Origin of the sequence: Rhizobium sp. CF080 (assembly GCF_000282095.2) — a bacterium.
GTDB lineage: Bacteria > Pseudomonadota > Alphaproteobacteria > Rhizobiales > Rhizobiaceae > Neorhizobium.
In genome coordinates this window covers 1,776,751-1,800,374 of sequence record NZ_AKKC02000004.1, presented here as the reverse complement: position 1 = coordinate 1,800,374, position 23,624 = coordinate 1,776,751, and the positions used below count along the sequence as shown (strand labels likewise).

Here is a 23,624-nt window from a genome sequence, read left to right as displayed (position 1 = left end):
ACCGGCAGTAGCCGGCCGCCCGACGCCTCGTTAACTAAGCGACGTGCTCTCCAGGGTTCTTCCGGAGAAGAATGTGAGCGCTCCGGGAAGGTTGTTGAAGCCCTGGACATTCTTGCGCAGCGCATAGGACTGGTTGCGCCAGGTCAGGCCCACATAGGGGGTGTTTTGGTAGACGAGTTTTTCGACCTCGGCATAGATACCCTTGCGGGCCTCGAGATTGCTTTCCCCACGACCCTTGGCCAACATCTCAGCCAGGCCCGGCGTCTTGATGTTGAGGCTGCGGGTATAGGCGGGCGACAGGGAATCGTCGACGATGGATGTGATCCCGTCCGGGTCATTGTTGTCGCAAGCGGTTCCGTTCACGCCGATATCGAACTGACCCTTGTTGCCGAGCGAAACACGTGTCGCAAAGTCTGGAAGGTTGAGCTGCGCCTGGATGCCGATTGTCGCCAGACCCTGCTGTACAACCTCGGCAGTGGCCTTCTGGATCGCCACATCGGATGCTGAAAGGAGATTGCACGAAAATCCGTTCGGAAAGCCGGCTTCCGACAGGAGTGCCTTGGCCCTCGCCAGGTCTTCGGTCCAGAAGTTCGAGCGCGTGGCATCGAAATAGGGAGTGCCCTTGTAGAAAGGCAGGCCCCTCAGGGGTTCACCGTGCCCATAGAATGCCGCCTGGACCATGGCCTCACGCTTCATCGCGAAGGCAACAGCCTGGCGAACGCGTGGGTTGGCCATCGGCCCCTGCGTGCCGTTGAACATCAGGTACATGAAGGCGCCCGGTGTCGTATCCAGCTTGAGATTGGGATCTTTCTCAAGGTTGTCGATCGCCCACCATGGGGCGTATTCCGTCATGTCAATGTCACCTGTCTGGAGGGCCGCGACACGCAGGTTTTCGTCCGGAAATGCCTGCAGCCGGATCTTCGAAACTTTCGGCAGGCCCGGCTTGTAATACTTGTCGAAGGCTTCGACGTCGATGTAGGAGCCACGCTCAATGTTGACGAGCTTGAAGGGACCCGTCCCGTTGGCGTTGTTTTCCTTCGTCGTCCCCTTTTTCAGGATCGGCATATAGTATGTCGCCAGGAGTTGGGTCACCGTCACCGACGGGTTTTTCATGATGACCTTGACGGTCCGCTCATCCGGAGTCTCGATCGAGGCGACTTCCTGAAACTGAGCGCGGAAGTAAGCAGTCGAATCCTTGGCTGCGACCTGTTCCAACGTCCACTTTACGTCTTCTGCCAACAGCGGCTGACCGTCGTGATAGGTCGCCTTGCGCAGCTTGAACGTGAAGACCTTGTTGCCGTCATTTTCAAAACTCTCGGCAAGCTCTCCCTGCAGACTTCCATCCGGGGCAAATGAGAACAGGCCCCTGTGGACAAGGCTCATGAACGTGCCGGCGGCGGCGCCGGCATTCACCCATGGCGTCAGGTTGGCCGGAAAATTGTTGAGGCCATAACGAAGATACTTGCCGGGCGTCTGCGCCAACGCGGTCTTGGCGGCCATTCCGACAAATGGAAGTGTAAGCGAACCGCCTACGAAACCACGACGAGAGATATTCATGCTTTAGTTCCCCTTCTTTAGCTAACTTCCTATTGCGAGAAGGCGCGCGGCGCCAAGCGCCGAAGTAGCTGCCCTTGTCGAGCAACCCCTTCACGCCCGCTTGACACGGTGGCCCGGAGTCAAGTTCAGATAGTTATGCAAGAATTTATAGCCCAAAATGTAGTCCAGTTGAAATTGGATTGCAAGCTGGTATTATCGGGCGGTCAAAATTTTTGGTCGCGCAGGCAATCACGCGCGATTTGGTCTAAAACCCCACCCACTGGAGGGCAATCGCGTGAGATCGGTAGAGATCGCCGAGCATTGAGCAGTGAGGGGATGCGCGAATGCGCAAGGCCGGCCGGGCCTGTTGCGGACCAAACCAGAGCGTTGGGGTCGTATGTTAACGTGCTGACCGGTCTTTTTCGTTCGTCCGAAAGACGACCAGTTTAGGATTGTTCAGCGAGTTCATGTACTCGATGGCCTGGCCATCACTGGTTTCGACGGTGAGGCGCAGGGACAGGACTGCAGCGCCCGGGGTCATTTCGAGCAGACGGCTTTCGAGGTCGTTCAGATACGAAATGGTGATGGTTCGGTCCGCATTGATTGTTTCATATCCATAGCGGCTTTTGAGCAACGCGTAGAGCGATTGCCCAGTGATTAGATCCTCAGCCGTCAAATCTGGTACAAGCTTGGTGACGAGATAGCTGGTCTCAATGCAAAAGGGCTTCTGGTTTATACTCCATAGGCGCCGAAGAATGGTGACGTCGTCATCCTCCGCGATGCGAAGGCGCTCCGCCATTCTGGCGCTGGCCTTTTCCACATGGAAATGCAATAGTTTATTGCTCGAAATGCCACCTTCCTCGGTGATGTGGCGCCCTACGCCGATAGACCTGTAGATATCAAGTTTGCGCGCCACTTTCGCTGCAGCGACGCGCGTTCCGCCGGTTCCATTGCTTTCTAGCAGGCCCGCTTTGATCAGATTTGTGACAGCTCGCCTGACGGTCGCCCTGTTGATACCGAGGGTTTCAGCGAAGTCGCGTTCGGAAGGAATGCGGTCGCCCGGGCCGTATTCCGAAGAGGTGAGCAGTTCCTTGATGTGTTGCTCCACCTGCCTGAATAGAGGGCCTTTCCCACTGCTGGCCGTCGTTCCGCTTGCTGTTTCCGAAAGAATCTGACGTCGCCCTGTCTGCGTCGGTTTTGCTGCGGTCACGCTCAATTTGTATCCCACCGGTTCTGACTGAAGTGTTCCAATTATAATGGCGCCAGGAGTACCAAAAGTCAACGAAACTGAGCATCCTCAAAAAATGTGGTCTAGTATGCCTTGATCTGGTCCGCTATCTGGTATAGCAAAATGACACCGCATATGATCCAGACACATCAGAGAGTAGGTCAAACCATGCAGCCATCCCAAATTGAATCCTCCATCCAGAGCGCGCTTGCAGCGGTTGCGCAGCGGAAATCGGTTTCGACCATCTACTTCGTCGCCTGTGGCGGATCGTTTGCCCAGATGCATCTGCCGAAATATGCGGTTGATCGAAATTCCTCGACTATTTTTGCTGAGACTTTCAACTCGGCCGAGTTCATTGCTCGCGATCCGGTTCATCTCGGCGAAGGAAGCGTCGTCATCCTTTGCTCGAGCTCCGGCAACACCCCCGAAACGGTAGCAGCCGCTGCTTTCGCAAAGAAGAAGGGCGCCTTCACCATCGGACTGACCACGAAACCCGAGTCTGAGCTCGGGCAGGTCTCCGATTCCACGGTTCCCTATGTCTCGACGCCGCTGATCGGCAACCAGGACGCACCGTCCGGTATCATCCTGCGAATCGCATTCGGTATCGTGAACGCTCGCGAAAATTCGCCAAAGGCGGCTGCACTTCTGTCGGCGCTGGAAAAGGTCGGAGATATCGCAGCCTCCGCCCAGAAAGTTCATGCGGAGGATGCCCGCGAATGGGGTGAGCGCAACAAGCGCGAACCGACGATCTACACGATGGCGTCGGGTTCGAACTGGGGTGTCGCCTATTCCTTCTCCATCTGCATTCTCCAGGAGATGCAATGGATCAACTCCCAGGCAATCCATTCCGGCGAATACTTCCACGGTCCCTTCGAAATCACCGACTTCGATACGCCAATCTTACTTCTTGTCGGCCTTGGTCCGACCCGCGAGATGGACACACGGGCACAGAAGTTTGCCGAGAAATACTCCAAGAATCTGCTCGTGCTGGATGCCGCCAAGATCGACATGCACGGCGTCGCGCCCGAGGTTGCCGAATACATCACGCCGTTGGTGTTCCAGCCGCTGATGCGCATCTATGCGGTGGAGCTGGCGGAGCGTCGCGGCCACCCGCTTACGGTTCGCCGATACATGTGGAAGATGGAATACTGATTGACCATAGGGTTGTGTTCTCTCGTTGATCGACACAGCTTCTCTAAAAAGTGTCTTCCCGGACCGCACGCATCGCTCGGTCTTCGTGAGCGATGCGAAACTGACCAGCCCCACGATCTCTGGGGCTGGTCCGAAAGCCACCGAGGCGACCGTAGAAAATGGGTACTTTCATGTGGGATCGCGAGCCGTCACTTCTTGGAATAGGCGACAACACCGTCGACGTCTATGTCGACAAGGGTTGGATGTTTCCAGGCGGAAACTCGGTTAACGTCGCCGCGATGGCCGCCAAACTCGGTGTTTCCGCAGGCTATGTTGGATGTCTTTCCCGCGATCAATACGGCTCGCTGATCTATGACGCCTTAAAAGAAGAAGGCGTTGACCTGTCCCATTGCCGCAGAGCCGAGGGCGCCAATGCCTGCGCTCTTATCGGCCATGACCAGGGAGACCGCCGATTTCTAGGCTCCCGTCCGGGCGTGCGGGAAGACTTTACGCTGATGGACGACGACTACCTTTACATGAGGTCCTTCGACATCGTGCACACGAGCATCTTCAGCGGTCTCGATGATCGTATCGAGACGCTCGCGGAGAACGCCACGATGCTTTCCTACGACTTTTCCAATCGTTGGACGGATACTCATCGGGATCATCTGGCGGACAAGATCGATATTGCTTTTCTGTCCTTGAGCGAGCTTGCACTCGACGAGTGCGAGGGAGTGCTTAAAAGCTGGGCGCAAGCTGGATGCCGGACCGTGGTCGGGACGCGCGGGAGCGAAGGTTCTCTTGCGCTTCACGAGGGACGGCTTTGTTCCTTTGGCGTGAAGCCCGCTAGGGTCGTGGACACGCTCGGTGCAGGTGACGGTTTCGTCGCCGGCTTCCTGGTGGAATGGTCCAAATCGTCCGACCTCACACGCGCGCTCGAGGCTGGTGCCGTCAATGCTGCTGCAGCTTGCGCGGTCATGGGCGGTTTTGGCCATGGCCGACCCTTCTCGGTTCTCCCGGATGACCTGCCGCCCAGGCGTGCAGCCGCCCGCACCTGACAGGGCGTCGGTCTCTGAAAAGGCGCGGCCGGCGTATATATCAATACTCACACCCGGAGTAACGCTGAACTAGGCGGCCCGGGCTCGATAAAAGGGGATCTTGCTTGAACTGGATTATCGGTGTCGATGTCGGCGGCACGTTCACGGATTTCTTTGCCTTCAACGCTATGAGCGGTGAGAACCGCTACTGGAAGCGCCCTTCCACGCCCGATGATCCGGCAAAGGCGATCATCGACGGACTTGGCGAACTGAGCCGGGCCCACGGCATTGATCTTAAGGACGTCTCGCGACTTTGCCATGGCAGTACCGTTGCAACAAACGCACTTATTCAACGGCGAGGAGCCCCGGTTGCGCTCGTCACGACGAAGGGCTTCCGCGATGTTCTGGAAATCGGGCGGCAGACAAGGCCGGCCATTTTCGACTTCCATCTCGACCAGCCGGCGCCCCTCGTTCCCCGGCGCCATCGTTTCGAAATCAACGAGCGCATCATGGCAGACGGAAGCGTGCGCAAACCCGTTGATGCCAGCGATCTAAGCGCGGTCATCGACGCAATTCGCGCCGAAAAGCTTCCTGCCGTCGCCGTGTGTTTGCTCTTCTCCTACATCAGACCCGAACATGAAAAAGAGGTCGGAGAGGCAATCCGTGCAGCGCTCCCGGATGTTGCGATATCGCTGTCGAGCGAGGTTCAGCCGGAGTTTCGTGAATTCGAGCGGTTCACCACGACTGTCGTCAATGCCTATCTTCAGCCTCGCCTTGATGTCTACATCACGACCCTGATCGAAACACTGGGCAAAGCCGTCCCCAACGCCAAGGTTGGTATCAACCAGTCCAGCGGCGGATTGATGTCGCTGGCAACAGCGCGCGCGTTTCCGGCGCGGATGGCTTTGTCGGGGCCTGCAGCCGGCATCGTCGGTGCGATCGAGATCGCAAAGGAAGCCGGGCGCTCCGAGGTGATTACGCTCGACATCGGCGGCACAAGCGCTGACGTGGCGCTTATTCGCGACAATGTCGCTGAACTCTCCAGTGGGCGAGACGTCGATGGTTTCCCGATCCGGTTGCCGATGATCGATATTGCAACGGTCGGCGCGGGCGGCGGCTCGATCGCGTGGTTCGATACCGACGGCCTGTTTAAGGTCGGCCCGCAAAGCGCCGGCGCTGTACCCGGTCCCGCCTGCTATCGACGTGGCGGGACCCTGCCGACGGTATCAGATGCCAATCTAGTGCTTGGCCGCCTGCCGTCGACCCTGATCGATGGTGAGATGACGCTCAGCCGCGAACTCGCCGAGAAGGCCCTGAAGTCGGTTGCCGACCCCATGGGCAAGTCGATTGAGGCCACCGCTCTGGGCATTCTCGAAATCATGACTGGCAACATGGTCCGCGCCATCCGCACGATGTCGGTTGAACGTGGCCACGATCCGCGGGATTTCGCGTTGATGCCCTTTGGCGGAGCCGGGGCACTTCACGCCCGCGATGTGGCTGTTGCGCTCGGTATCGGTGAAATTATCGTTCCGCTAGCACCAGGTATTGTCTGCGCCCAAGGGTTGACCGACGCCAAACTTCAGGAGAGCTTTGTCGTGAGCAGCCTGATCGTCTGCGAGGATGATGCCCGCGATACAATCACCGCCACTGTGCAGGGATTGCTCCAAGCCTGCGACGACTGGTTTGAACGCGAGCAGATCGAGGCATCGCATCGAAGCATTGATATCAGCGTCGACGCCCGCTTTCGTGGTCAGAACTATGAACTGAATGTCATACTCGGTCAGTCACGTACTGGCGCGCCGCCCGACATCGTCTCCATGGATGAGCTCAGGGAGCGTTTCTTCGCAGCACATCACCGAGCGTATGGGTTTGCAGATCGCCAAGGCTCCGTCGAAATCGTCAACGTCCGGGCCACCGCACACGCCCCTCTGGGCGTGGCAAGATCGCCGATGCAGGTAATTGCCTCCGAACGCCGCCCTCAGGCAAAGCAGTTCCGCGAGGTATGTTTCGGTGTCGCCAAAACAGTGAAGACGCCTGCCTTCCGACGCGATGAGCTTGAGCCCGGAGACCTGATCGAAGGGCCAGCAGTTATCGACCAGATGGATGCCACCACGGTTATTTTCCCGGGCGATATTGCCCATGTCGACACTTTCCGCAATATCCTCATCGAGGTTTCCCAATATGTCTGAGACCGCGACCGTGCTTCACGACCCGATCACGCTGGAAATCCTCTCGAACGCGTTGCGCTCGGTGGCGGACGAGACCTTTGTCGCCCTGCAGAAGAGTGCGTTTTCCACGAATATCAAAGAGCGCCACGACCATTCTACCGCCTTGTTCGACAGTAGCGGCCGCCTCGTCATGCAAGCCCAGAAATCCCTGCCGCTCCATGTGGGTGCGATGTCCGGCACGGTGGCCAAGGTCGTCGAGAAATATGGCACCGACATCCACGAGGGCGATGTTTTCGTCGCAAACGATCCCTACGCCGCATCCGGCACCCATTTGCCCGACATCTGCATATCCGCGCCCATCTTTTTCGACGGGCAACTGATCGGTTTCAGCAGTTCGACCGCACATCACGCCGATATCGGCGGCGCGAGTGTTGGTGGGTCGGCCGCCGGGTTGACCGAGATCTTTCAGGAGGGCTTGCGGATTCCAATGATCCGCCTTTTCTCGGAAGGGATGGTGAACCAGGAGCTGTTCGACCTCCTGCTGTTGAACGTGCGGCGGTCGGAAGAGCGCAAGGGCGACTATAATGCTCAGTTTGCGGCGGTAGCACTCGGCGTCAAGCGCATGCAGGAGATGTGCCGCCGTTATGGTGGGCCTTACGTTGCCGCTGCCTTCGATGAGATCATCGCCCGGACCAAAAAGCGGATGGAGAGGGCGATCGCGAGCATTCCGCAAGGCGAATATGCCTTTTCTGACATTATCGATGACGACGGGCTGGGGAATGAGAACATCCCCGTTGCAGTCCGGATCATCAAAAGCGCGGATCGCCTCACCGTCGATTTCGAGGGATCTGCCCCCCAGACCGCAGGAAATATCAACTCCCCCTGGGCGGATACTGTCGCAACCGTCATCTATGTATTGAAGTGTGTCCTGGACCCGCACATCCCCAGCAATCATGGCCTGTTTGCAACGGTCGACGTCGTAGCGCCAAAGGGGTCAATCGTCAGGGCGGAGTTTCCGGCCTCCGTGACAAATCGCTCTACGACTGCACAGCGTGTGGTGGATATCATGATCGGAGCCCTGGCTCAGGCACTGCCCGACCGGGTGGTCGCCGCCTCAAACGGTGCCAATACCGGTATCTATTTTTACGGTACCGACCATCGCACCGGCAAGCCGTTTTACTTTTTCGAAACGATGGGAGGCGGCTTCGGCGCTCGCCCGGAAAAGGACGGAAAGGACGCTGTCCAAGTTCACACTACCAATACCGCCAATACGCCCGTCGAAGCGCTCGAAAGAGAATTTCCGCTGTTTGTCGAGGAGTATTCGGTGGTGGAGAATTCCGGTGGCGCAGGTCGTCAGCGCGGCGGCTGTGGGCTGCGTCGCATCGTCAGGCCGCTTGGTCAATCCTGCACATTCGGGGGGACTGGCGAGCGCTTTAATAACCGCCCATGGGGTTTGTTTGGTGGTCAGCCCGGGGAGATGGGCAGCTTCGCGATCTCGGGCGACGATGGAAGCATGACGCGCCTGCCGAACAAGATCCCCAAAGTGCCTGTGGCACCCGACCAGACCGTCGTCATGCAAACGGCTGGCGCCGGCGGATATGGCGATCCCGCCGAGCGTACGCCCGCCGCGGTCCATGACGATCTTCTCGATGGGCTTTTCTCCCGTGCGTATCTCGAAAAACATTACCCCGCACAGATCAAGAGCGCCGAGTAAACGGAAACAAACAGGCAAGGCCCGGCAGGCAGGTCTCGCGACAGCCAGCTTGAAACAGCAGGAGGGCACCATGATGGCGAAAGCGCGCAAAGTTGGAATTATTGGCGCGGGAACGATCGGCAGGGCGATCCTCCACGATCTGATGACATCGCGCCTTGCGGAGATCGACTATATACTGATTTCCAATCCAAGCAGACATGTGGACCTGCGCGATTTGGGCCCAGCCATTCTCACCGACACGGAAGAAGCGCTGGAGCGATCTGTGGACCTTGTCATCGAGGCGGCAATGCCGGATATCCTGGCTCGTGTGGCGCCAGCTGCGCTCCGCTCCAGCGATGTCTGCGGCTTCAGTTGCACCGCGCTTGCCGACCCGACGACCGAGGCGGCGATCCAAGCTGCTTGCCAAAGGTCGGGGCATAGACAACACGTTCCCCACGGCGCGATCCTTGCGCTAGATGGACTTGCAGATGGTCGTGACGTGATCGATCGTGTGACGGTGACTACGACCAAAAGTGGCAAAAGCCTTGGGATCGACAAGGATGCAGAGGGTGTGATCTTCGAAGGTCCAACGCGCGATGTTTGTGCCCGCTTTCCCCGCAACGTGAATGTCCATGCCGCCATCGCGCTAGCTGGGATCGGTTTCGACAATACTGTCAGCCGCGTCGTAGCCGCTCCCGGGCAGGAAGACATGCTGCACCGTCTGGTAGTCGGGGGCAGGGGCTTTTCCTGGGATATCCAAGTGTCTTCCCGTTCGCTCGGCGGGGTCACCGGTGCCTACACGCCACGGTCCGCAGTGGGGTCCATTCGCCGTATTCTGGCCGGTGGCGGATTAAGCATTGCCTGACCAATGCGAGGCAACGGCAATCGAAGGGCAGTTTAGGCATGAGCACAACGATCGATATCGAGGCCGCAGCGCGCCGCATAAACGAAAATGCGCTCCGAACGCCGCTTCTGAATTCCCCGCTGATGGACGACGTTGCCGGGCGGCGCATCCTTGTCAAAGCCGAATGCCTGCAGAAAACTGGATCTTTCAAGTTTCGCGGGGCCTGGTCGGCAATCTCCGCTCTTCCCAATGATATTCGCGACCGCGGGGTTATTGCATATTCGTCCGGCAATCACGCACAAGGCGTAGCACTCGCCGCCCGCATGCACGCCATACCTGCTGTGATCGTCATGCCAGCCGATGCCCCGAAGATGAAGGTCGATAACACGCGTGCCTATGGCGCCGAAGTCGTTCTCTATGACCGGCGGACGGAAGATCGCGACGCGATCGGCGTGGACATTGCCCGAGCCAGAGACCTGACACTCATACGCCCTTACGACGAGCCTAACGTGATCGCAGGGCAAGGCACGATCGGGCTCGAACTTGTCGAGCAGTTGAAGGCACTCGGTGTCGCCGACACGCAAATTCTCGTACCGTGCGGCGGTGGTGGGCTGACCTCGGGAACTGCGCTTGCGCTCGAAGCCTCAGGCACTGGGTGGACCGCGCGCCCCTGTGAGCCTGAATGTTACGACGACACGACCCGCTCGCTGGCGCAAGGGTCGGTCGTTGCCAATCCTGGGTATGCACCCACAATCTGTGATGCGATCATGACGCCGCAGCCCGGCAATGTCACCTTTCCAATTATGCACAGATTGTGCGGACCCGGTCTGGTTGTTTCCGACGACGAGGTTCGCAGGGCCATACGGCTAGCCTTCAACCATCTGAAGATCGTAGTCGAACCGGGTGGTGCGATCGCGCTCGCTGCAGCGCTTTCCCGCCAGAACAGAATCGACACGGATACGATTACCGTCATCGCTTCAGGCGGGAACGTTGATCCTCATGTCTTTGCGTCGATGTTATCGATGTAATGCGTTATTCATCCTAGTTTCAGGAAGAGGTTTGCATGACCACGGTACTCGAAAAATTTGAAAAGTTGAAGACCGAGCATGCGCCCGGGCAGGAGGTACGGCAAAAGACGCCCGCCTTCGAAGAGTTGTTGATTGGCGAAAAGCTCGAAGGTCGAACGGTTGATTTCTCCCATGGCGACGTCGATGCATTCCTTCCGACCCCTGGTGCTTTCGAAGAGTTCAGCGACGGTGTGCACAGCGGCGGCAAGCAAGCCTACACCGTGTATCGTGGGCTTGCCGATCTCCGCGAAATTCTGTCGGTGAGGCTCACGAGCTTTACCGGCGCACCGGTCAACGCTGCCGACAACCTGATCATTACCCCCGGAACGCAAGGCGCTCTTTTCCTGTCTGTCGCCGCGACTGTTGCCGCCGGCGACAAGGTTGCAATAGTCCAGCCCGACTATTTTGCAAACCGTAAGCTTGTCGAATTTTTCGAAGCGGAAATGCTGCCGGTTCAGCTCGACTATCTTGGCACTGACAAGGCTGCGGGGCTCGATCTCAACCAGTTGGAGGCAGCCTTCCGCGATGGCGCCCGCGTATTCGTGTTTTCCAATCCTAACAATCCGACCGGCGCGGTCTATTCCACGGAGGAAATCGATGCCATCGCGGCGCTTGCGGACCGGTACGGCGCAATGGTCATTGTCGATCAACTCTACTCGCGCCTTTTGTACGAAGGCACGGAATACCAGCACCTCCGCGCCGTTGGCGGAACCGGCCGCGACAACGTCATCACGATCATGGGGCCATCTAAAACCGAGTCGTTGAGTGGTTACCGTCTCGGCGTCGCCTTCGGCCCCTCATCGGTCATCGAACGAATGGAGCGGCTCCAGGCGATCGTCTCCCTTCGCGCTGCCGGATATAACCAGGCGGTCCTCCAGACTTGGTTCTCTGAACCTGATGGCTGGATGAGCGAGCGTATCAAACTTCACCAGGCTATTCGCGATGATCTCCTTACCCGTTTCAGGGCGAGAGCAGACGTCGCAGTACGCACACCACAAGCCGGAAGCTATATGTTTGCCAAACTGCCGCGGCTTCGGGTATCGCCTATCGACTTCGTCAAGATCTTGCGCCACCAGGCAACGGTGATTGTGACGCCGGGAAGCGAGTTCAGTCCCCACACCGCCTCCAGCATCAGGCTGAATTTCTCCCAGGATCATGCGGCCGCAACGGCGGCTATGGAACGGATAGGATTGCTGATCGACCGCTATCGAGCAGCGCCGTTCGAACATTAAGCACCTTCAGGCATGTTGCCCTGAATATGCTTGCGCGGAAGCGCCTTTGCGTCAATCCCGTTGCTCGGGTCTACGGACCGTCCAGCGCTCGAACGAGCCCGCGTCTCGACCCGGAAGGCTCTTCTCTGGCGGTTATACGAATAGCGTGATGCGGATCGTCTTGTTTTCCGGCGGGAGCGCTCCCTGATACGAAAGATGTTGGAGCTCGAAGGCGATATTTGGCCGTCGTCAGATGCTCAAGATCTTTTTCTTTCTACAACGCTGAAAAACGGTACGGCGCGTATCGCGGGAACACGCCATAACTAACCTTTCCGACGAGGATGCGGTCATCGGAAATCGCATCGTCCAACTTGACCGGTCCGGAGGCGAAAAGCCTCCGCTTAACGCCAAGGCCCTGGAAGCAATTAGGGCCTCCAAGTAAGTCTACCAGTATAGGAAGGAGCGCGTCAAAGAGCGTACTCTGGAGATACCAACGAAGGTCTCTCCGATCCTGCCATGTCTGCGCTGTAGTGGACAGCGCTATCCACGGGCCATAGCATTTCGCCTTCAACACAAAATGAGCCCATCCGCGAGACGCTTCGAAACATTCAGATCAATCTCAGAAATGATCGCGTGCTACCTAAGCCTTCCCGTCACAAAGAGCGCGGTATCGAGGTGTAGCACAGTGATCATCAACCGGTTGTTTGGCTTCGCATTTGTTCAGGTCGAAACGTTAGACAGTTTGACCGCGCCATAAGGCGTGGGCAGCTGCAAAAATCGGACGCAGCACTATGCTCCCTGACAGGAAATGGGAGCCGGCTCGTTCCGCAGGTGATCGCGGGCCTTAAGGCAACGTTGATCGGCAGGTCGCGACGGCTGCCGCGCGATGTTTGTCACCGATCTCCATTTTTCGCTTCATCATGATCAATGCTCGCTTACGATGCCGGGCAGTTGATCGCTGTTGTTCGTGACTAAGCCCGCATCCATTTCGCGAAAGCAAAGTAAACGCGGCCAGTACTGACCGTCCCTCAGCAGACAAGCGCCAAGACAAGGCAAAACCGAATATGATCGCAGGTTCTAAGTTTTTCAACGTACTGTCGACACTTGTATTGTCTGCAGCGTATGTCACGGCAGGCGCCGGTTTCACGGTAGTCGCTACTTCAACTCAGGTGGAAGCGGCCGCCATAAGCAGGATACAGATTTTCGGCGCTCAAAGGGCTGGTGATGAAGCCGTTCGTTCTAATCTTACGATCCGCCCCGGCATCGTGTTTTCAGACAAGGACATCGATGAGTCAGTGAAGAAGCTATATGATACGGGCTACTTCTCCGATGTTCGCATTAGCGTTTCCGGTGGTGCGCTTCTCGTCACGGTCAAAGAAAATCAGCTGATCAATCAGATTGTCTTCAACGGTAATCGCAAAATCACGGATGACAAATTGCAAGGGGTCGTCAGGAGCCAGCCACTCGGCCCGTTTGACCCGACAATGATCACAGCTGACATTGAGCGCATCAAGGGAGCTTATCGCGCCATCGGCCGCAGCGACGTCGAGATCTCGACCCAGAGTATACCGGTCGCCCAAGGCCGCTTGAACGTTGCTTTCATCGTCAATGAGGGTGAACGGACCAAGATTGCGGATATCAAGTTTGTTGGCAATAACGCCTATGGCGAACAACGTCTGAAAGCGGTGATCTTGACCAAGGAATCCGGCCCGCTTTCGTTTCTGACTCGGAAAGATGTCTATACGGAAGAAAAATTGCGGACAGACGAAGAGGCATTGCAGAAATTCTACTATAATCATGGCTACGCGGACTTCCGCATCATATCCTCGAATGCCGTGCTCGACGAATCACACAGCAAGTACGAGATCACTTTTACCATCGATGAAGGCCAGCACTACCAATATGGCGAGATTAGCGTCGACTCTACGGTTCCGAATATCACTGGGGACGAGCTCAAGGGTGAGGTCGAAACAAAGAAGGGCGATGTTTACGACGCGCGCCGCGTTCAAGAGACGATGGATGCAATCTCGAAGCGCGTCTCGTCCGCCGGTTATCCGTTCGCACGTGTCACACCGCGCGGCAATCGCGATATCGCGGGCCACACGATCGGTATATCCTATACGGTCGATCCGGGCGAGCGTGCTTATGTCGAACGCATCGAGATCCGCGGCAATACGCGCACGCGGGACTACGTTATCCGCCGCGAATTCGACTTCAACGAAGGTGATGCTTTCAATCAATCAATGATAGCACGCGCTAAGAGCCGTCTTGAGGCTCTCGGCTTTTTTACATCGGTTAGTATTTCTACGGCGCAGGGAAGTGCGTCGGACCGGGTTGTGATCATCGTGGATGTTGAAGACCAATCGACAGGATCGTTTGGCATCGGCGCCGGCTACTCGGGCGACGATGGCGTCCTTCTTGAAGCGTCTGTGGAGGAAAAGAATTTCCTTGGTCGCGGCCAGTATATTCGTCTCGCTGCCGGTGTCGGAAGCGACGATGCCCAGACGTACAACATATCGTTCACCGAGCCATATTTCCTCGGGTATCGCCTTGCCGCTGGCTTTGATCTCTTCAAGACCCAGACCTCTTCAAACGACTACTACACCTACAATGAACAAGGCGTGACGTTCCGTATTACTGCGCCAATTTCCGAAGACCTGGCGACAACGTTCCGTTATACCTACAAGCAAATCAGTTATGGAGAGGATGGCGCGTACGGCGATGATGGCATCGCGTATACGTCTGACGATGAGATGTCGGCGCCATTCATCGCGCTGATCGAGCATGGAGCTTATGCCCAGTCATCTGTCTCGCAGACGCTGACGTACAATACTCTCGACAGCCAGACAAAGCCGCGGGAGGGAGTCTACGCGACCGCAACGCACGAGTTCGCCGGCTTGGGCGGCGATTCGAATTTCTATAAACTCTCCGCGCGCGCCCGCTATTATCATACGTTGTCGACCGACGCGGACCTGGTCGGCTCGCTGGCGGTTGCGGGAGGCCATGTCTTCAGTACCAATGGGGAAGATCTTAACGTCTTTGACCAGTTTAGCATCGGTCGCCAGATTCGTGGCTTCAAGAGCGATGGTATTGGTGCGCGGACTGTCGATGACGGCGATGCGCTTGGCGGAACCACTTACTTCACAGCCTCTGCCGAAGTATCGGTACCGATGCCAGGGCTTCCAGAAGACTTCGGTCTGCGTGTTGCAATTTTCACCGACGCTGGCACTCTTTTCGGCAACAGCGTCGATGGTCGTGGTGAGGTCATCGAGGGAACAGGTTTGTCCTGGCGCGCGTCCGTCGGTGCCGGAATTGTTTGGGATTCCCCCTTTGGTAACATCCGCATCGATTACGCTGAGCCCGTCGTCAAGGAAAGTTTCGACAAGGTAGAGCAGTTCCGATTCAGCATGTCGAACCCATTTTGATCATGGCACGTGACTCAAGTCACGTTCCCCCGCCGCTAATGGGAAGGGCTTCTTGCAAGAACATCCTCCTCAGGATCCATCGACCCTTCAGGCCCTGCAACCTCTGCATCGCTGGCTAGGCATGGGTAATGAAAGGCCGAACGATCGTTTGCCTATCTGGTAGGGCTGGAAAGAATATAGGAACCTTTACATGAAAAAAACATCTGCGCTACTGGCTGTGGGACTTCTAGCGAATTGCGGGACGGTCGTGGCGTCAACGCCAGCGGACTGGATTGGCGAGGGCGGATTGCACTACGCGGGGGAACAACCGCAAGGCGGGCAGGGAGGTGACCTTGAAGAGCAGAGAACTTGGTCGCAACGTCAGCAGGCAAACCATCCCGCCGACGGCGCAGACATGAAGGAAAGTTTCGGCGACTGGGCTGTTCAGTGCAGGAAGCCTGGCTCGATCATGCAGTGCCGAATGGGCCAATATCAGGAAGACACGAAAACAGGCCGGATGGTTTTCGCCATGGAAATATCTCCGCCCGACATCGGTGGAGCGAAAGTCGTCATCATGCTTCCCTTCGGGCTGCAGGTCACGGATGGTATTCGCCTGAAGCTCGACGATAACCTTGCTGTACAGAACGCGAAATTTGCCACCTGCATCCCGACAGGGTGCCTCGTGCTGTTGAAGCTAACGACAGCCAATCTTGAAGCGGTAAGACAAGCAAACAAATTTCAGATTATCCCCAAGATATATGGATCGGGATCACCTGCTCCCTTCAGCGTATCACTCCGGGGCTTTTCTGCAGCCTATGCACGATTGCAGGATCTGCAGCAGCGCAGATAAGCTGGAAATGGCTTTCGCTCGCGCCACAGACAAGCTCTCACCAGGCCGAGACTGTCCGGCACGGAACGCCCGGACCACGACGTGCTTCCCATAACCCAAGTGGGGTCGCATGGGCGTCTTTAGGAAGCGGTTCAGACCCGAGACCCTTTACCCTCCCAGGCTACTCGCGAGCAGCAAACCGATTTCAGTGTTGTCGAGGACAAGGTTTGGGAGCCGGATCCATTTCCGAGCTTATGTCTTGCTGTGCGCCACGATTAGAGATGCCATGCCCGGACATCAGAACATCAGTAACTTTTGTTATCGAGAGTTGCTGTCTCGTAGTCTGCTGCCTTCCAATTGCGAGCAATTTCCGCGGTGGACCCCGAAGTTATGCGGAGCTCTTGCCCGAAGGTTCCTCTCCAACGCCTGAGACGCGTAAAGTGAGGACAGGTCAGTCGCCCCAGAGCAGGCGCGGGTTTCCAGCTATATTGCTGTTCTGCCTCAGCCGGTTAGGAGACGTGACCGAGGCCTTGACGCGGGAGCGAATGCAGCTTGGGAAACAATTAGAAACAAAACTTCGCTTAGTTTTGCGCCTAGCATGGCTATAATACGGAAAAGAGGGCGATCGATGAACGAACGCATACTTGTCGTTGACGATGATCCGGAAATAAGGAGCCTCCTAAGTCGATATCTTGCCAGCCAGGGCTTCGAGACAGCAGTTGCTGGCTGCCGCCAAGCGTTCGAGGATCAATTCGAAAGCATCAATCCTGATCTCATCATCCTCGACGTTATGTTACCTGATGGGTCAGGCCTTGACATCTGTCAGCGGCTCAGGCTGTCGGATTGCGTCGTGCCGTTGATACTGCTGACCGCATTAAAGGAAGATATTGATCGGATCATCGGCCTTGAAATCGGAGCCGACGACTATCTGGTTAAGCCGTTCGTGCCGCGCGAACTCAGCGCAAGAATTCGGGCGGTGTTACGGCGGTCGAATGCTAGGAACTCAGGCTTACCGTCGGTCCAGGAATATCGCTTCGCGCAATTTGTTGTGGAGCCCAAACGCCGCTGCCTCTTTCACCTTGACAGTGGCCCGATTGAGCTAACGGGGGCGGAGTTCGACCTCCTGTCTATCTTCCTCTCCAACCCGGGCCGGCTGCTTGCGAGAGATGATCTGGTCAAGAGGATGCAAGGGAGAACCTACGTGCCGTCCAATCGCTCAGTTGATGTCCTCGTAAGTCGTCTCAGGCGAAAGATGTTGCAGGCGACGCCTGAGCTCCTATTTCGTGCCATTCGTAACGGGGGATACCAGCTGACCGTTCCTGTCGAGATCGTGTACAATCAATGAACTCTCTTCGCATGCGGATCGCGGCGTTGCTGATCTTAGCGATCGTCACGGTCGTTGCTCTCGCCACCCTAACGGCAAGCGTCATCTTGCGACGGCCGGGGCCTGAGGCAGCCATCAATCTCGCCGCGCAACAGATCAAACTTATGATCGACATAGGTGAGCTTGATAGGCTGCCAAACACGATCATCTTGCCGATCCAAAACAATGCCGGCAGTGGGATCCCGGAACGCGAGATGACAAGGCTTTTGTCGGCGGCGTTGGTGAACCTGGACATCAGCCGCGAGACGATCGTAACAAGACAGTCTAGTGAAACCGCTCTCGTCTCTGTTAAGCTTGCAGAAGGACGATGGCTTGTTGTGACATTTCCGAGCCTTGCGCCGCCGCCAGGCGCCCTATCTGGCCTGCTCGCTTGGGTCAGCCTTATCGTTCTCGGCAGCACAGCGATCTCTCTCTATGCCGCCGCCAAAATTACAAAGCCTCTTGCTGTCATTGAAGGTGCGGTCTCATCCATTGATGCTAAGGGAGAAATGCGTGCAATTCCAGAGACTGGCCCGGTGGAGGTTCGCACCACTGCTGAAGCGTTAAACCGCCTTTCCAAGAGCCTCAAGCTTGCGATGGAAAGCCGAATGCGCTTGGTGGCTGCCGCAGGTCACGACCTGCGAACGCCTATGACCCGCATGAGGTTGCGAGCGGAGTTTTTGCCTGACGACACTGACCGCGAAAAATGGTTGGCCGATTTGGAAGAACTTGATCACATCGCAGACAGCGCGATCAGCTTAGTTCGCGAAGAGATCGACGGTGTGACTGAACTCGTGGACCTTGGGATTATGCTTGAGGATATTGTCGAAGGCTTGTCGGAAACTTCGCTGCCAGTGCAGTTACTGCGAAAGGAGAATGTTTTGGTTAGGGGAGGCACAATCAGTCTGCGGCGCTCGCTCACTAATCTCATCATGAACGCCGCCACTCATGGAGGCGGCGCCAGGGTTTCCATCGTGCGGGCAGGCTGTCACGCTGTTATTTGGATAGAAGACAGCGGTCCTGGCATTCCCGAACCGTTGCTCTCCCACGTGTTCGAGCCTTTTTTCCGGGTCGATGCCGCGCGCAAGAAGACATTCCCCGGTGCCGGATTGGGGATGGCTATTGCCAAGGAGATCATCGAAAGGCTCGGGGGTGTAGTTGAAGTCCAAAACATTATGCCAACCGGGCTAAAACAAACGGTCAAACTGCCATTGCACTCTAGCAGCTAGTTTTTGGCGACACGGAACCGATGCTATGGCGATCGGTTCAGAAATAACTCGTCACACTATGACAGGCTCGCGGCGCGATGACGCCATGATCAAGTGGGCTATTTGCGTAAGGTCACTCGAAGAGATTCGAGGCCAACTGAATCGGACAAAAGGAATCTTAAAGTGGCGGACATCAATCCACCGTGTTCCCCGTCGCAAAATGAGAGCATTTATCAGATGGAGTGCCAGTTGCGCTTGAGCCTTCGGTAACGAGACTTGGGGGAAGGCAGAATCTGCCGGCTGGGACAGGCGGCACATTGCGCTTGCGCTCGGCGCGCTTACTAGTGCCCTATAGTCGGAATGCGAATGCGGCCTCCACGCGATCAGCGCGTCGACGCGCTGGAAGCCTTCCTCATTCCAGACGGTTTCATCGGATCCACTCAAATCCGTTACATCGTTGATGAACAGGTTCCAGTGCATCGGCAGGCGCACACTGTTGAAGCCCCAATCGGCCAGAGGCGTCAATATCGGACTTCGTGATGGCGTTGTCGCGCCACAACCGATAGAATATGTCGGTCTTTCGCGCGCCGACGATCTCTGAAATGCGGCTGTGGATGACGTGTTGGACCCCCAGATTCGGTACATCCAGCATATAGCCTTCCTAAATTATCCATCCGCCCAATCCCATGCCCCGCAGGATGAGCGGCTTGCCGTTGCCGTCAACGGTCTGCCGATGATCGGCGCGAACGAACCCTCCGAATGGGCCTCGGGCGAAAGGATGGCCGAAGAAAGGGTTAACAGGGTGTGAAAGGCCAATATGCGGATTTGCATGGATGTTTCCGGATTCATAATGACATCTTGGGCGAATTGGGGCAAAGCTGCCTTCAGCGGCGTAGTGCAGCAATCAATACTTTGACGCGCAGCCTACGAATACAGGTGCGGATCTCTTGCACTGGCGGCGGTGGACGAGAGGCAAGCCGCCGGGAGAACTGGCGACGCCTTGGCAGCCACCACCACCTACGTCTTTACCCTCAACCATGTCGCAGAAACGCTCGGCGAAAACTTGAAATTCCTAGAGGCAAGTCAACAATTCCGACCTATGGAAGTGTCATCAGCGTCATACAAGGAGGTGATGAATCAATCACCGGCCTGACTGACGGCGACATCGACGAGCTGACGCAGATGCTTTCCGCTGCTCGGCGCTCGCCCGAAGCTTGGAACGACATCCTCGACGACTTTGACTTCCTGTCAGACCCAGATGCAATCGCGCGCGTCAAGACGAAATCTCTGCGGTAACTATCGGCCGATTACGATATTCTTGGCCAGGCTATCACTGGTTATGAGAAGGTGAACCTTCTGGAAAGATCACCTTACTGGTTCCCGGAGACTCCGACGGTTGAGCAATGCGGAGGGCGGGAGGCAAGACGGAACAGGACGTTGAAGAGAGCTTGCTACCCGCCCCTTTTTGCCCGTATGAGATGCGGCTCTTCGCCGACGTCGATTGTTGCCGGTTTCGACGCATCGATCTCTCCATCCCATCCCCCACCGAGAGCCTTGTGAAGAGCGATGTAATACGTCGCGACGTCTGAGCGGGTCTCGATCAGATCCTCTTCGACGGAATACAGAGAGCGCTCGGTGTCGAGGATGGTGAAGAAATCAGTGACACCAGCTTGGTGAAGCTCTCTTGAGACCTGTAAGGCTCTTCGAAATCGCATCGCCGATAGCGCGAGTTTCGACTGCTTTAATCGAGACTGATTGGTTGCAATGATCGCGTTCTGAACGTCTTCCATCGCGGACAATATGGTTGATTGATACGCAATCAGATATTGGTCACGCTGGGCCTTGGCGACATCGACTGCAGCCTTTAGTCGGCCGCCCTGGAAAAGCGGTATGGTTATGTTTGGCCCAAGCGACCAGCCGACCGTCGAGTTCCTTCCTAAGTCGCTTAGACTGCCTGCTGAAGAATCGATTGAACCAGTCAGGCCAATAGACGGATATCGGTCGGCCTGAGCCTGACCAATGCGAGCCGTGGATTGAGCCAGCTGACGTTCTGCAACGCGGACATCAGGCCGGTTGACAAGAAGGTCAGCAGGGATTCCCAATGAAGTTGGTTTGGGCGGCAACGGTATCTTTTTCCTCATCGTGAGCACCTCATCGAGAGCTGACGGAGATTGGCCCAGGAGCAGGCTGAGGCGATGGACGGACTGTGCGTAAGAAGTCTGGTAGGAGGGAATATCGGCTTCGGTATAAGCTGCTTGTGCCTCTGCCTTCGCGACGTCGCCTTCGGTGACCTCTCCGGCCTTTTGCAGCTCTCTTGTAAGGCTTGCGGTCTGTCGCTGGGATTTAGCGGACCTCTCGGCCAACTCGATCAATTCCTGATACTCGCGAACCTGTACGTAGTAGGCAGCTACGTCACCGACCAATGTGACGAGCGTATCGCGAAGTTCCGCTTCGGACGCTTCCTCGCCATATTTTGCGGCCTCGATCGCACGCCTGTTGGCCCCGAAAAGATCAATCTCCCAACTGGAATCGAAACCCGCCTGATATTGGTTATTGACCGAAGATCCGGTGCTTCGACTGCGGGACGTTGAACCTGAGGAAGACAGGGTGGGAAACAGACCCCCGACCTGTTCTTGCGTTGTAGCGCGAGCTTCTCGAATTTTCGCTTTTGCAGTAGCAACATCCAGGTTTCCCTGAACCGCCCGGGCGACAAGATCGTTCAAAACCGGGTCTTGCAGACGTTTCCACCACTGGTGCAGTTCGGGTGGCCTGGATGACGCCTTGTCTTTTCTGGAGTTCCAGCTTGCCGGCAAAAGCGGCTTGGGGCTTTCGTAGTCGGGTCCGACCACACAGCTACTTAACACCAGCGTGAAGAGCAATAGTGCAGTCCGGCTCGTGACGCATCCACGGATCGTTTTATTCTGCACGCAGAGGCGCTCATGCATGTCGGTCACCTGAACTGAGCGTAGTCAACCAGGAGACGGGAATGATGGCCACAAGCGGGCAGCGAGGCCTTGAGGGAAATTTCCGATCGGTGATCAGCACGGTCGACTCCAGAACAAGGGACGGTGAGTTCTGGATAGCGAAGCCAACGTTAAGCGCGGTAAAGTGCATGTAAAGTTAGGTAAATTCGATTCGATCTGTTCAGTGGCGTGCTGACGGCGTGACGGCCATTAGTTGACCGTGCGACTTCGGCTGATGATAGATGCAGCCGCAGGCGCCGGAAATGGTAGCCTACAAGCCCCTTTCGACTGCGGGCTTATCTGGAGTGAGCTTTTCCGCTTGCAAGAGCGGTAACGCTGGCACCGCCGTCCGGAATGCCTGCCTTAACCGGAACGGTGAGTTGGTAACCGCCGTTTCGGATCGTCCGGAACAAGGGGCCGGCTTCGGTTTGGCCGAGCTTGCGCCGCAGCCTGCTTACCAGCACATCGATCGACCGTTCCATAGGTTCGCTCTTGCGCCCTTGAGTCAGGTCAAGCAAGCGATCTCGTGACAGCAGGCGGCCCGGCTTCTCCAGGAAGACCACTAAAAGGTCGAACTCGGCTCCGGTCAACTCGATTTCGGCGCCGAAGAACTTGTGAACCCGCCGCGTGCCCGTGTCGGCGATGAATTCTGCGAAGCTAAAGACTCTGGCTTCGCTCTCGGCGCTCTTGGCGTGAGCCGCTCGACGCAAGACTGCCCTGATCCTTGCAGTTAGTTCTCGCGGATTGAATGGCTTACTAAGATAGTCGTCTGCTCCGAATTCCAGGCCAATGATGCGATCAACCTCCTCCTTCAATGCGGTCAGCAGGATAACGGGAATGTGGGACCGGCTCGCGCGCAAGTTCTTGCAGATATCTAGGCCGGAACCGTCCGGAAGCAATACGTCAAGTACGATAAGGTCGGGTCTGCTGGTGTCGATCCACCTGTCGCATTCCCGGCGGCTTGCCGCCGCAGTAACACGAAACCCTTGATCTGAAAGATATCGCGCTAACAGCCTTCGGATCTCGGGGTCGTCATCGACGATTAGGATATGGTCCATACTGTTCACCTTTGATAATTTCCGAACTCACGGCGAGCTTCAGGCTGAGTTTTTCCAATGGGAAACCTCCAGAAATGTTCTGACATCGCTGAGAAAACCTGTGCTGATAAAATCCGTAACCTGAGTATGGCGCCTGGTAGTCGAGGACGAAGGTCGAAGACCCAAGAGCGACGCCGGAACTACGAATAGGGTGACTATAGACCCTCGAGTGAGTACCTTCGGGAGGATCCTGTTTGCTACTAAGGCTGATGAGTGTATTCGCACTATTCTTGTTCCCTAGTTTGGCTGCAGAAGGAGCGGCCGAACGAAGAACCATGGATGGGCCTTCATGGCGATTGGAAAGAGGACATAAAGCCTCCGGTGAGACTGATCGCCGCGCCAGAACGGAGGCCTCGACCGAACAGCTCCTGAACGGCGAGAGTGGGGTAAAAGAAAAATACGACGACTGGGGGGTTGAGTGCATAGTCGTCGATGCCGGCAAGCGATGCGCCGCGAGTCAATTTCATGAAGATCCGAAGACGGGCATGGTTGTGTTTGCAATTCAGGTCTACCCTTCTGAAGAGGGGGGCACGAGAGTACTGATCAGGATGCCGCTCGGCCTAAACTTATCTGAGGGCGTGCGCTTAAAACTCGACACGCAACCCGCCGAACAACATGCAGGTGTTGCGACCTGTCTACCTGACGGCTGCCTTGTTCTTCTCAGAATGTCCAACATCAACTTGAACATCATGAAAGCTGCACAAGGTCTTATGATCAGCGCCACCTCCTTTGCCTCAAATGAAGACCTGGTCTTCCGGGTCTCCTTCAGAGGATTTTCTCGTTCTATCGAACGAATGGAGGAGCTGCGCTGATCGAGATTCGAGAGCATGCTATCTTCCCACTAA

General features: G+C 56.6%; 16 protein-coding genes and 1 pseudogene. 13 read left to right on the top strand and 4 right to left on the bottom strand.

All coding sequences use genetic code 11. The features are described 5' to 3' along the window. Positions 1 to 30 precede the first annotated feature (30 nt). Together PMI07_RS15190 and PMI07_RS15185 are read right to left on the bottom strand one after the other, a co-directional pair. On the bottom strand, positions 31 to 1,557 hold the full coding sequence (locus tag PMI07_RS15190; RefSeq protein WP_007759469.1) for an ABC transporter substrate-binding protein: 1,527 nt from the start codon (positions 1,555 to 1,557) through the stop codon (positions 31 to 33). A 379-nt stretch (positions 1,558 to 1,936) separates the two neighbouring features. After that, positions 1,937 to 2,746: a GntR family transcriptional regulator gene (locus PMI07_RS15185; protein ID WP_245277165.1), complete on the bottom strand. Its 810-nt coding sequence runs from the start codon at positions 2,744 to 2,746 to the stop codon at positions 1,937 to 1,939. A 186-nt stretch (positions 2,747 to 2,932) separates the two neighbouring features. Here PMI07_RS15185 and PMI07_RS15180 point away from each other — a divergent pair, with 186 nt between their 5' ends. The 12 genes and pseudogenes from PMI07_RS15180 (at position 2,933) to PMI07_RS36055 (ending at position 20,015) form a co-directional block, all read left to right on the top strand. After that, positions 2,933 to 3,916, top strand: a complete 984-nt coding sequence (locus PMI07_RS15180) for an SIS domain-containing protein (RefSeq protein ID WP_007759466.1) — start codon at positions 2,933 to 2,935, stop codon at positions 3,914 to 3,916. Positions 3,917 to 4,074: 158 nt separating this feature from the next. Then, the gene (locus tag PMI07_RS15175) at positions 4,075 to 4,953 is read left to right on the top strand and encodes a PfkB family carbohydrate kinase (RefSeq protein WP_007759465.1); all 879 of its coding nucleotides are present in this window, start codon (positions 4,075 to 4,077) and stop codon (positions 4,951 to 4,953) included. 104 nt (positions 4,954 to 5,057) lie between these two features. After that, on the top strand, positions 5,058 to 7,121 hold the full coding sequence (locus PMI07_RS15170) for a hydantoinase/oxoprolinase family protein (protein WP_007759464.1): 2,064 nt from the start codon (positions 5,058 to 5,060) through the stop codon (positions 7,119 to 7,121). Further along, complete coding sequence (locus PMI07_RS15165) at positions 7,114 to 8,814, top strand: hydantoinase B/oxoprolinase family protein (protein ID WP_012650559.1); 1,701 nt, start codon at positions 7,114 to 7,116, stop codon at positions 8,812 to 8,814. The genes PMI07_RS15170 and PMI07_RS15165 overlap by 8 nt, the downstream gene beginning before the upstream one ends. 70 nt (positions 8,815 to 8,884) lie before the next feature. Further along, positions 8,885 to 9,658 carry an aspartate dehydrogenase domain-containing protein gene (locus PMI07_RS15160; RefSeq protein WP_007751186.1) on the top strand — a complete coding sequence of 258 codons (774 nt, stop codon included), beginning with the start codon at positions 8,885 to 8,887 and terminating at the stop codon, positions 9,656 to 9,658. 38 nt (positions 9,659 to 9,696) lie between these two features. Beyond that, positions 9,697 to 10,665: a threonine/serine dehydratase gene (locus tag PMI07_RS15155; protein ID WP_007751194.1), complete on the top strand. Its 969-nt coding sequence runs from the start codon at positions 9,697 to 9,699 to the stop codon at positions 10,663 to 10,665. A gap of 35 nt (positions 10,666 to 10,700) precedes the next feature. Continuing rightward, on the top strand, positions 10,701 to 11,936 hold the full coding sequence (locus tag PMI07_RS15150; protein ID WP_007751197.1) for a pyridoxal phosphate-dependent aminotransferase: 1,236 nt from the start codon (positions 10,701 to 10,703) through the stop codon (positions 11,934 to 11,936). Positions 11,937 to 12,979: 1,043 nt separating this feature from the next. Further along, positions 12,980 to 15,340, top strand: coding sequence for an outer membrane protein assembly factor BamA (gene bamA / locus PMI07_RS15145; protein ID WP_007751201.1), 2,361 nt, complete (start codon positions 12,980 to 12,982; stop codon positions 15,338 to 15,340). A gap of 190 nt (positions 15,341 to 15,530) precedes the next feature. Further along, complete coding sequence (locus PMI07_RS15140) at positions 15,531 to 16,169, top strand: invasion associated locus B family protein (protein WP_007751202.1); 639 nt, start codon at positions 15,531 to 15,533, stop codon at positions 16,167 to 16,169. 607 nt (positions 16,170 to 16,776) lie between these two features. Beyond that, the gene (locus tag PMI07_RS15135; RefSeq protein WP_007751205.1) at positions 16,777 to 17,493 is read left to right on the top strand and encodes a response regulator transcription factor; all 717 of its coding nucleotides are present in this window, start codon (positions 16,777 to 16,779) and stop codon (positions 17,491 to 17,493) included. Continuing rightward, positions 17,490 to 18,740, top strand: coding sequence for an ATP-binding protein (locus tag PMI07_RS15130; protein ID WP_007751207.1), 1,251 nt, complete (start codon positions 17,490 to 17,492; stop codon positions 18,738 to 18,740). Before PMI07_RS15135 ends, PMI07_RS15130 begins: the two co-directional genes overlap by 4 nt. Before the next feature lie 979 nt (positions 18,741 to 19,719). After that, positions 19,720 to 20,015: pseudogene (locus PMI07_RS36055) on the top strand (hypothetical protein). 155 nt (positions 20,016 to 20,170) lie between these two features. On the opposite strand, the gene PMI07_RS15115 reads toward PMI07_RS36055, so the two are convergent. Both PMI07_RS15115 and PMI07_RS15110 read right to left on the bottom strand, forming a co-directional pair. Then, a complete protein-coding gene (locus tag PMI07_RS15115) occupies positions 20,171 to 21,664 on the bottom strand; it encodes an efflux transporter outer membrane subunit (protein ID WP_007751219.1) in 1,494 nt (497 codons plus the stop codon). 314 nt (positions 21,665 to 21,978) lie between these two features. Further along, entirely contained in the window at positions 21,979 to 22,740 is a 762-nt protein-coding gene (locus PMI07_RS15110) for a response regulator (RefSeq protein ID WP_007751226.1), read from the bottom strand. Between the two features lie 314 nt (positions 22,741 to 23,054). On the opposite strand from PMI07_RS15110, the gene PMI07_RS15105 reads away from it, so the two are divergent. Then, the gene (locus tag PMI07_RS15105; protein WP_245277147.1) at positions 23,055 to 23,591 is read left to right on the top strand and encodes an invasion associated locus B family protein; all 537 of its coding nucleotides are present in this window, start codon (positions 23,055 to 23,057) and stop codon (positions 23,589 to 23,591) included. The last annotated feature ends 33 nt before the right edge of the window (positions 23,592 to 23,624 follow it).

What these genes read in the sequence shown, in the direction of transcription:
- PMI07_RS15190 (WP_007759469.1), bottom strand. Translation starts at nt 1,557, where the DNA reads ATGAATATCTCTCGTCGTGGTTTCGTAGGCGGTTCGCTTACACTTCCA.
- PMI07_RS15180 (WP_007759466.1), top strand. Translation starts at nt 2,933, where the DNA reads ATGCAGCCATCCCAAATTGAATCCTCCATCCAGAGCGCGCTTGCAGCG.
- PMI07_RS15175 (WP_007759465.1), top strand. Translation starts at nt 4,075, where the DNA reads ATGGGTACTTTCATGTGGGATCGCGAGCCGTCACTTCTTGGAATAGGC.
- PMI07_RS15165 (WP_012650559.1), top strand. Translation starts at nt 7,114, where the DNA reads ATGTCTGAGACCGCGACCGTGCTTCACGACCCGATCACGCTGGAAATC.
- PMI07_RS15160 (WP_007751186.1), top strand. Translation starts at nt 8,885, where the DNA reads ATGATGGCGAAAGCGCGCAAAGTTGGAATTATTGGCGCGGGAACGATC.
- PMI07_RS15155 (WP_007751194.1), top strand. Translation starts at nt 9,697, where the DNA reads ATGAGCACAACGATCGATATCGAGGCCGCAGCGCGCCGCATAAACGAA.
- PMI07_RS15150 (WP_007751197.1), top strand. Translation starts at nt 10,701, where the DNA reads ATGACCACGGTACTCGAAAAATTTGAAAAGTTGAAGACCGAGCATGCG.
- bamA (WP_007751201.1), top strand. Translation starts at nt 12,980, where the DNA reads ATGATCGCAGGTTCTAAGTTTTTCAACGTACTGTCGACACTTGTATTG.
- PMI07_RS15140 (WP_007751202.1), top strand. Translation starts at nt 15,531, where the DNA reads ATGAAAAAAACATCTGCGCTACTGGCTGTGGGACTTCTAGCGAATTGC.
- PMI07_RS15135 (WP_007751205.1), top strand. Translation starts at nt 16,777, where the DNA reads ATGAACGAACGCATACTTGTCGTTGACGATGATCCGGAAATAAGGAGC.
- PMI07_RS15130 (WP_007751207.1), top strand. Translation starts at nt 17,490, where the DNA reads ATGAACTCTCTTCGCATGCGGATCGCGGCGTTGCTGATCTTAGCGATC.
- PMI07_RS15115 (WP_007751219.1), bottom strand. Translation starts at nt 21,664, where the DNA reads ATGCATGAGCGCCTCTGCGTGCAGAATAAAACGATCCGTGGATGCGTC.
- PMI07_RS15110 (WP_007751226.1), bottom strand. Translation starts at nt 22,740, where the DNA reads ATGGACCATATCCTAATCGTCGATGACGACCCCGAGATCCGAAGGCTG.
- PMI07_RS15105 (WP_245277147.1), top strand. Translation starts at nt 23,055, where the DNA reads ATGGATGGGCCTTCATGGCGATTGGAAAGAGGACATAAAGCCTCCGGT.